The organism is Arthrobacter sp. TMN-49 (assembly GCF_054511095.1).
In genome coordinates this window covers 1-1636 of the sequence record NZ_JBTNDH010000074.1, presented here as the reverse complement: position 1 = coordinate 1636, position 1636 = coordinate 1, and the positions used below count along the sequence as shown (strand labels likewise).

Genomic DNA, 1636 nt, shown 5'->3' with positions numbered 1-1636 from the left:
TGTGTTTCGTCAAGTTAAAGTAGGCCGTTTCAGCGCTAAGAATCAGGCCACGGCGGCAGGTTTTTAGGCCATTTCAGCAGTTTGCTCATTTCATCAACGCATTCTTGACCCGGTATGACTCTCCACGGAACTGCAACAGCCGTCCGTGGTGCACGAGCCGGTCGATGACGGCCGCGGCCATGTTGTCGTCGCCAAAGACGGTTCCCCAGCGGGAAAACTCCAGGTTGGTAGTGATGATCAGACTGCGTTTTTCATAGCCGTCCGCGATGACTTGGAACAACAGTCTGGCACCTTCGATATCGATCGGAAGGTAGCCCAGTTCATCGATCGCAAGAAGCTGGTTTTTGGCTAGGGATGCGAGCTCCTTGTCTAGCCGGCCCTCGTCTTTGGCCCGGCGCAGCATCATGACTAGAGCGGAGGTGGTGAAGAAGCGTGCTGGGATGCCCTGTCGGCAGGCGGCTGCGACCAAGGCGGATGCCATGTGTGTCTTGCCCGTCCCTACGTCGCCATAGAGGACGAGGTCCTGGGCCCGGTTGATGAACTCCAATGATTCAAGGGGCCCGCGCCCGTAGTCCTCGGGGAACCTGACGCTGGTGTAGTCGAATCCCATGAGGGCTTTCATGGCCGGGAGCCTGGCAGCTTTCAGCAGCCGTTGGCGGCGTGACTCGAGCCGGGATTCGTGCTCGGCCATCAGCACCCCGTGCAGGTACTCGCGTTGTTTTGGGGTGCCCTTCTCGGCCCATTCGGTCAAGACACTGCCAGTCATCGAAGCATGCTTACCCGCGTCGAGGATGTCCTGGATGGTGGGGGCGCTCATGCGACTTCTCCTGTGACGGTGTTCAGGGTGGTGAAGGTGTCATAGACGCTCAGATCCACGTTCGCGGCAGCTGGTTCGGTGCCGTCGGCGAGCCGGCGTGCGAGCATGCCCAGCATGGCCATATCAGGGGTGTCCCCGCGCACGATCAGGGTATCGGCGGCCTGTATGGCGGCCTCGAAATTGGCGGAGCCGGAGGCGGCATCCACGGCGTGGAGCAGCCGGCGCCGCTCTGTCGCTGTTGCCTTGTCCATCCAGTCGCGGACCGGGTCGGTGACTAGGGACCGCAGCGGGGAATGGGACCACGCACCGGGTTTGGCCACCAACAGCGGGACCAAGGACGCTGGCTCGAAGATCGTCGTAGCCTGCCGGCCGAAGACGCGTGGGAAGGTGCGGACCGGTGCGGCATGCTCATCAAGGATCTGCACCACCTCATGTCCCAACCCGACGGTGAGCATCCGTCCGTGGAAGGCGGGCCCGGCCGCGTAGCTGTTTCCGTCGATGAGCAGGTTCCCCGTCTTGTCGGCCTTCCGGGACTCGTAGCGGACCGCTTCGAAACCGACCCCCGGCAGCTGAAGGGACGCAGCCACGTCCTGGGCGAAGAGCTCACCCAAGGGGCGGGCCTTGCGATAGTGCGCGGTCGTGGCCAATGCGTCACACCGGGCCATCAGGACCTTGTTGAGCCCGGCCAAGGTGGCGGCCTCCGGCTCGGGGACCATGAAGTTCCGGCGCAGAAACCCGACCGCGTTTTCCACGTTCCCCTTCTCATGGTTATCCCGAATTCGGGATAACCATGATTATCCGGAGGATTCTGTTATCCCG

1 protein-coding gene and 1 pseudogene are annotated in these 1636 nt (G+C 62.2%); both read right to left on the bottom strand.

Annotated elements, in window-relative coordinates:
- Positions 1 to 85: 85 nt before the first annotated feature.
- Positions 86 to 817, bottom strand: coding sequence for an IS21-like element helper ATPase IstB (istB, locus tag ACX80E_RS17160; protein WP_459303273.1), 732 nt, complete (start codon positions 815 to 817; stop codon positions 86 to 88).
- Positions 814 to 1584, bottom strand: a pseudogene (locus ACX80E_RS17155) (Mu transposase domain-containing protein); the annotation flags it as partial. The pseudogene ACX80E_RS17155 and the gene istB, both read right to left, overlap by 4 nt.
- Positions 1585 to 1636 lie beyond the last annotated feature (52 nt).